Annotated in this window: 3 protein-coding genes and 1 pseudogene; 3 read left to right on the forward strand and 1 reads right to left on the reverse strand. The window is 44.4% G+C overall.

The window, feature by feature from the left end; translation table 11 throughout:
• Positions 1-78: 78 nt before the first annotated feature.
• Genes B4113_RS14795 through B4113_RS14805 form a run of 3 tightly spaced genes read left to right on the forward strand, consistent with a single transcriptional unit; the run spans position 79 to position 6,105 of the window.
• A complete protein-coding gene (locus B4113_RS14795) occupies positions 79-1,536 on the forward strand; it encodes a class I SAM-dependent DNA methyltransferase (RefSeq protein WP_033023385.1) in 1,458 nt (485 codons plus the stop codon).
• Positions 1,537-1,545: 9 nt separating this feature from the next.
• On the forward strand, positions 1,546-2,721 hold the full coding sequence (locus tag B4113_RS14800; protein WP_033844614.1) for a restriction endonuclease subunit S: 1,176 nt from the start codon (positions 1,546-1,548) through the stop codon (positions 2,719-2,721).
• Positions 2,722-2,763: 42 nt separating this feature from the next.
• Positions 2,764-6,105, forward strand: coding sequence for a DEAD/DEAH box helicase family protein (locus tag B4113_RS14805; RefSeq protein WP_033023379.1), 3,342 nt, complete (start codon positions 2,764-2,766; stop codon positions 6,103-6,105).
• Between the two features lie 382 nt (positions 6,106-6,487).
• Here the strand turns inward: B4113_RS14805 and B4113_RS20760 are convergent.
• Positions 6,488-6,984, reverse strand: a pseudogene (locus B4113_RS20760) (IS701 family transposase); the annotation flags it as partial.

The raw sequence follows: 6,984 nt of genomic DNA on the forward strand, positions 1-6,984 counted from the left end.
AAATCTTGCCAAATCGAAGTTTCTACCAACGATAAAACGATGTATAATTAAATTTGGAAATAATAAGGGGGCATCTATATGATGACAGGAGAATTAAAGAACAAAGTCGATAAAATATGGGAAACATTTTGGACGGGCGGTATTACGAACCCGCTGACGGTTATTGAACAGTTTACATACTTGTTATTCATCAAAGGTCTCGACGAAGTCGAAACGCAGCGCGAACAGGAAGATGCTTTGCTGGGCATCGAATCGGAACGCATCTTTCCGCCCGATAAGCAGCACTTGCGTTGGAGCAAATTCAAACATTTTGAAGCCGCCCATATGTATGAGGTCGTTTCCAACGAAGTGTTTCCGTTTATCAAAAACTTGCATGGTAACAGGGAGTCCGCCTATGCGAAATATATGGGCGACGCCATGTTCATGATCCCGACGCCGCAACTGCTCGTCAAAATTGTCGACGGCATTGACCACATTCCGATGAAAGACCGCGATACAAAAGGCGATTTGTACGAGTATTTGTTATCGAAAATCGCCACCGCGGGGACGAACGGCCAATTCCGGACACCGCGCCATATTATCAACATGATGGTCGAACTCGTAAAACCGACGCCGGAAGACATCATCGTCGACCCGGCCGCCGGGTCCGCCGGGTTTTTAGTCGCCGCCGGCGAATATTTGCGCAACCATCGCAGCGACTTATTTTTAGTGCAAAGTTTAAAAGAACATTTTCACAACCATATGTTTTACGGTTTTGACATGGACCGCACGATGCTGCGGATTGGCGCGATGAACATGATGCTCCATGGCATTGAAAACCCGAATATCGAATATCGCGACTCCTTGTCGGAACAAAACAAAGATCGCGACAAATACACCCTTGTCTTAGCCAATCCGCCGTTTAAAGGCTCGCTCGACTATGAAGCGGTATCGAGCGATTTATTAAAAGTGGTCAAAACAAAGAAAACGGAGCTATTATTCTTGGCGTTATTCTTGCGCATCTTAAAACCGGGCGGCCGCTGCGCCTGCATCGTGCCAGATGGGGTATTGTTCGGCAGCTCGACGGCGCATAAAGCGATTCGCAAAGAAATCGTCGAAAACCATAAGCTCGAAGCGATTATTTCGATGCCAAGCGGCGTGTTTAAACCGTACGCCGGCGTATCGACAGCCATTATGATTTTCACGAAAACAGGCGCCGGCGGAACCGATCACGTCTGGTTTTACGACATGAAAGCCGACGGCTATTCATTGGACGACAAACGCACCCCAATCGAAGAAAACGACATCCCGGACATCATTGCGCGCTTCCATAACCGTGAAGCGGAAAAAGACCGAAAACGAACAGACCAATCGTTCTTCGTGCCGGTGGAAGAAATTCGGAAAAACGGCTATGACCTTTCGATTAACAAGTATAAAGAGATTGATTATGAGGAAGTGGAGTATGAAGCGCCGAGTGTGATACTGGAAAGAGTGGAAACGTTGGAAAAAGAGATTATGCAAGGATTACAAGAGTTGAAAGAAATGATTAGAGGGTAGTGAAACTTTATGTCTTTTAGATATGTAAAACTAGGTAGTTTATTTGATATTACATCTGGTGGTACTCCTTCTAGAAAAAATAAAGCTTACTATGAAAATGGGGATATTCCTTGGGTAAAAACTGGGGATTTAAAGAATATGTATTTAGTTGATGCAGATGAGTATATAACTCAACAGGCGCTAAATGAGTCCTCAGCTAAACTATTTCCAAAAGGTACTGTGCTCATCGCTATGTATGGTGCTACTATAGGGAATTGCTCGATACTTTCAATAAATGCGGCTACCAACCAAGCTTGTGCCGCTTTTAAACCTAATAATAGAATTATTCCAGAATTCTTATACTACTACCTAACGAGTATTAAAGAAAAGCTAATTTCATTAGCAGTTGGCGGTGCTCAACCTAATATCTCTATTAGCATCCTTAGAAATATCGAGATTCCTTTGCTTACTATAAACCAACAAGAACGAGTAGTCTCAATTCTAAATAAATCTAAAGAGTTAATTGATAAACGAAAAGCCCAAATTGAAGCGTTAGAGCAATTAGTACAAAGTTTGTTTTGGGAGATGTTTGGGACTTACCTAACATCTAACAGGAATAAAATGTTTTTCGGTGAGCTTGTGAAAGAGTTTCGATATGGAACATCGGTTAAATCAGGTGAATTTGGATATCCTATTTTAAGAATTCCAAATATAGTGAATGGAATAATTGATGAATCTGACTTAAAATATTGTGAACTTCCTGAGAAAGATTTTCTAAAGTTAAAATTACAGGAAAATGATCTTCTTTTTGTACGTACAAATGGGAACCCTAATTATGTAGGAAGATGTGCTTCAGTAACAAAAAAACAAGAAGGATATGTGTATGCTTCATATTTAATAAGAGCTAGAATTGATTTAGATAAGCTGAATACCGAGTATGTTACTAAATATATGAATTCAGTTTTTGGACGACATGAAATTATACAGAAGGCAACAACTTCTGCAGGACAATATAATATAAATACAGAAGGATTAGGAAACATATTAATTCCTGTTCCTCCATTGAATTTACAAGAGGATTTTGCGAGAAAGATCAAATTAATAGATGCTAAGAAAGCTATTTTACAAAGAGGGCTATTGGAACTAGAGAACATGTTCAACTCCCTCATGCAACGCGCATTCAAGGGAGAGTTGTTCAACGATTAACCGACAGGAAAGGAATTCGTACCGGTTAAGGAGGGGCGTTGATTGCGATCCAACTTTCAGTTTTTAATCGGCAAACCTCATTATGAGAGCTTTGCGAATGCGTGTTTGGAGGCGGAGAAAAGTTTGGTTGTCAGTCCGGCGACGTGCGCGATTTTGACGCGCCGGGCGCTGGAGCTGGCGGTGAAGTGGGTGTACAGCTTTGATGGCGCGCTGAAAGTTCCGTATCAAGATCGTCTTTCGAGCTTGATTCATGACCCCGGTTTTTTGGCCATTATTGATGAAGCGTTGCTGCCGCCGTTGCGTTACATTGTCAAGCTGGGAAATGTCGCGGTTCATACGAACTCGATGATTACGAGGGAAGAAGCGATTCTTTCTCTCCACAATCTTCATCAGTTCGTCTCTTGGATTGATTATTGTTATTCAGATGACTATACGGCGGCGGATTTTGATGAATCGTTGCTGCCAATTGGCGAGGAAAAGCGCGAGCGTCCGGAAGAGCTGAAAGATTTATACGAGCGGCTCAGTTCGAAAGACAAGCGTCTGGAAGAGATGATGAAAGAAAACGAACAGCTTCGCGCTCTGCTTGCTGCCAAACGGGAAGAAAACACGAAAGAGTCCCATTTCCAAGTCGATGCACTGAGCGAATGGGAAACAAGGAAGAAATACATTGATTTGGATTTGAAATTAGCGGGCTGGGAATTTCAAAAGGACGTTGTGGTCGAATATCCCGTCGTTGGCATGCCGAATCAAGAAGGGGTCGGCTATGTCGATTACGTCTTGTTTGGCGACAACGGAAAGCCGCTGGCGGTCGTGGAAGCGAAACGGACAACCGCTGACCCGAACAAAGGAAAGCAACAAGCCAAACTATATGCCGACTGTATCGAAAACATGCACGGCCAACGTCCGATCATTTTTTACACAAACGGTTTTGAAACGTATCTTTGGGACGACCTTGCCTATCCGGCGCGGAAGGTTTCCGGCTTTTACAACAAGGAAGAATTAAGCTTGCTGATTGACCGCCGGACGATGAAAAAGCCGCTAAAACATGTGCAAATCAATGACAACATCGCGAATCGTTATTATCAAAAAGAAGCGGTGCTGGCGGTCTGTGACGCGCTTGAGAACAAACGGCGCAAAGCGCTGCTGGTCATGGCAACGGGGAGTGGCAAAACGCGGACGGCGATTTCGATTGTCGATGTTCTTACCCGTCACAATTGGGTGAAAAATATTTTGTTTTTAGCCGACCGCAAAACGCTAGTTACGCAGGCGAAAAACAGCTTTAGCCATCTGCTGCCGAACTTGACGCTTTGCAATTTGCTTGACAACAAAGACAATCCCGAGGAAAGCCGCATGGTGTTTTCGACGTACCCGACGATGATGAACGCGATTGACGAAGCGAAACGAAAAGACGGCAAACGCCTCTTTACCGTCGGGCATTTTGATTTAATCATCGTCGATGAGTCCCACCGCAGTATTTATAAGAAGTACCGAGCGATTTTTGACTATTTTGACGCCATATTGCTCGGGCTCACCGCCACACCGAAAGATGAAATTGACCGCAATACGTATGAAGTGTTTGATCTGGAAAACGGTGTGCCGACGTATGCATATGAGCTGGACCAAGCCGTTCAAGACGGCTATTTGGTCGATTATCGGACGATTGAAACAACGCTAAAGTTTCTCGAAGAAGGCATTCGTTACGATGAGTTATCTGATGAAGAAAAAGAACGATATGAAGAAACATTTGATGAGGACGTCGGCGACGATATTGACAGCTCCGCGTTAAACGAATGGCTGTTTAACGATGATACGATTGATACGGTGCTGAGAGATGTAATGGAAAAAGGAATTCGCGTCGAAGGTGGAGACAAACTCGGCAAAACGATCATTTTTGCGAAAAACCATCGCCATGCGGAACGGATCGTGGAGCGCTTTGATCAATTGTTTCCCGAATACAAGGGCGGCTTTGCGCGGGTGATTGATTACAGCGTGAACTACTACCAAACATTAATCGATGATTTTTCCGACCGCAACAAATGGCCGCAAATTGCCGTATCGGTCGATATGCTCGACACGGGAGTGGATATTCCCGAAGTCGTCAACCTTGTGTTCTTTAAGAAAGTACGCTCGAAGGCGAAATTTTGGCAAATGATCGGGCGCGGCACCCGTTTATGCAAAGACTTGTTCGGACCCGGGCAAGATAAAACGCATTTCCTTATTTTTGATTATTGCGGCAACTTTGCGTTTTTCCGCGAAAATCCGAAAGGAATCGAAGGAAAAGCGGTAGAAAGCTTAACGGAGCGTTTGTTTACCGCCAAACTGGAAATCGTTAAAGAGCTGCAGCATTTACAATATCAAGAAGAAGAGTATATTGCCTATCGCCATCAATTGATTGACGAGCTGCTGGCGGAAATCAATCGGTTAAACGAAGAAAACTTCCGCGTGCGCCAACATATTCAGTACGTACACAAGTTCCAAAACCGGGAAGCATGGAACGGTTTAACGGCCATGGATGTCAATGAAATCAAAGAACATCTGGCGCCGCTCATCGTTCCGCTCAACGATGATGAGCTGGCCAAGCGCTTTGATTTGCTGATGTATACGATTGAGCTGGCGAAGCTGCAAACGAATAATGCCACAAAACCGATCCGCAGCGTGATTCGCACCGCAGAGGCGTTATCTAAGCTCGGCTCGATCCCGCAAGTGCAGGAACAAAAATACATCATCGAAAAGGTGCAGACGGAAGAGTTTTGGAGCGAAGCCGATATTTTTGAATTGGAAGCCGTTCGCGAAGCGTTGCGTGATTTAGTGAAATTCCTTGAAAAAGAAACGCAAAAAATTTACTATACGAACTTCAAAGACCAAGTTTTGGAAGTCAAAGAAAACGGCCCGATGTTTACTGTCAATGATCTAAAAAATTATCGCAAAAAGGTGGAACATTATCTGCACGAACACCGCGACCAGATGGCCATTTACAAGCTGCGGAATAATAAAAAGCTGACCATCCAAGACGTAAAAACGTTGGAGCATATTCTTTGGAATGAGCTTGGCACACAGGAAGATTATCAAAGAGAATTCGGCGCCACGCCGATTACAAAGCTCGTCCGCCAAATCGTCGGCCTTGACCCGCAGGCCGCCAACGAAGCGTTTTCCGAATTTTTATCAAGCGAACGGTTGAACATCCAACAAAGCCGTTTTGTCAAATTGATCGTCGATTACTTTGTAAAAAACGGAGTCATGGACAAGCGCGTGCTGCAGGAAGAACCGTTTAAAACCGTCGGCAGCATCGTTGAACTCTTTCAAGACAACATGGACGACGCGCGGAGGATCATTCGCATTATCGATGAGATTAACCGGAATTCGGAAGATATTGTGGGGGCGTAGCAAAAGCGTTCCTTGTGGTAATCTAGTTAGCCGTTGGGGTTGTTGCTAACGTTTCAATATATTTTGTTTTTCTTCGGTGTTAAGGCATCTTTGAGGGTGGAAACGTCTTGAAGATGCCTTATATTATATGGAACAAGTACAAAAATTGTCTAGATAGCTTATATTACAAAAAATTCTTGACAGCACCATATTGGAAATACTATGTATTTATTGTAAGATAAAAGTAGAAATTACTAGTAATAACTTACTATAAGTTCTTAGTAAGAATACATATTATCCTTGTTCTATAATTACTAGTACTGTCTAGTTTAATTTAAATACTGTAGATGAGCATTTTTCATTACAATAATTTCCATGCCCTAAGAAACAAACAGGGGACCCCTTAGGCGACATGGAGCTGTTTTTTTGATCACATCAATGGGAATCTCTTGCTTTGCGGCGTCATCGATGAACTCGACGATGCTGTGTTCTTTCCGAGACCGAAGAAGCTCCAGGCCGGAAGAGAGGTCTTGCTGAGATTCGGCGATGCTGTATACGCAGGCGAACAGCACCACGGCCCAATACCGTTTCACCGCCCGAATGTGACGAACACGGTACCCATCGAGCTTCAGCTGGTCTTTGGCCTGCCGGAAAAAGCATTTGATCGTCCAGCGCTGGGCATCGTAACGCAAGATGTCTTCGTCACTCAGCTTCCGGTCGGTGCTCAAGTGATCCGGTGTCATCGGTTGATCTGCCTTCCAAGCCAGCAGCACCACCGCGTCATCAAGACCGTTGAGCGCGCCTTCGTAGCGGTAGACATGATCACGCTCGTTCCCCACCGTGACGAGGCGGGTGTCGTTGGGCTCGATATAGCGGGCGAACTTCTTCGCTTGGATGGCG

It is taken from the genome of Geobacillus sp. B4113_201601 (assembly GCF_001587475.1).
GTDB lineage: Bacteria > Bacillota > Bacilli > Bacillales > Anoxybacillaceae > Geobacillus > Geobacillus icigianus.

Excerpts from the sequence above, each read along its gene's own strand:
- B4113_RS14795 (WP_033023385.1), top strand. The coding sequence starts at position 79 with ATGATGACAGGAGAATTAAAGAACAAAGTCGATAAAATATGGGAAACA.
- B4113_RS14800 (WP_033844614.1), top strand. The coding sequence starts at position 1,546 with ATGTCTTTTAGATATGTAAAACTAGGTAGTTTATTTGATATTACATCT.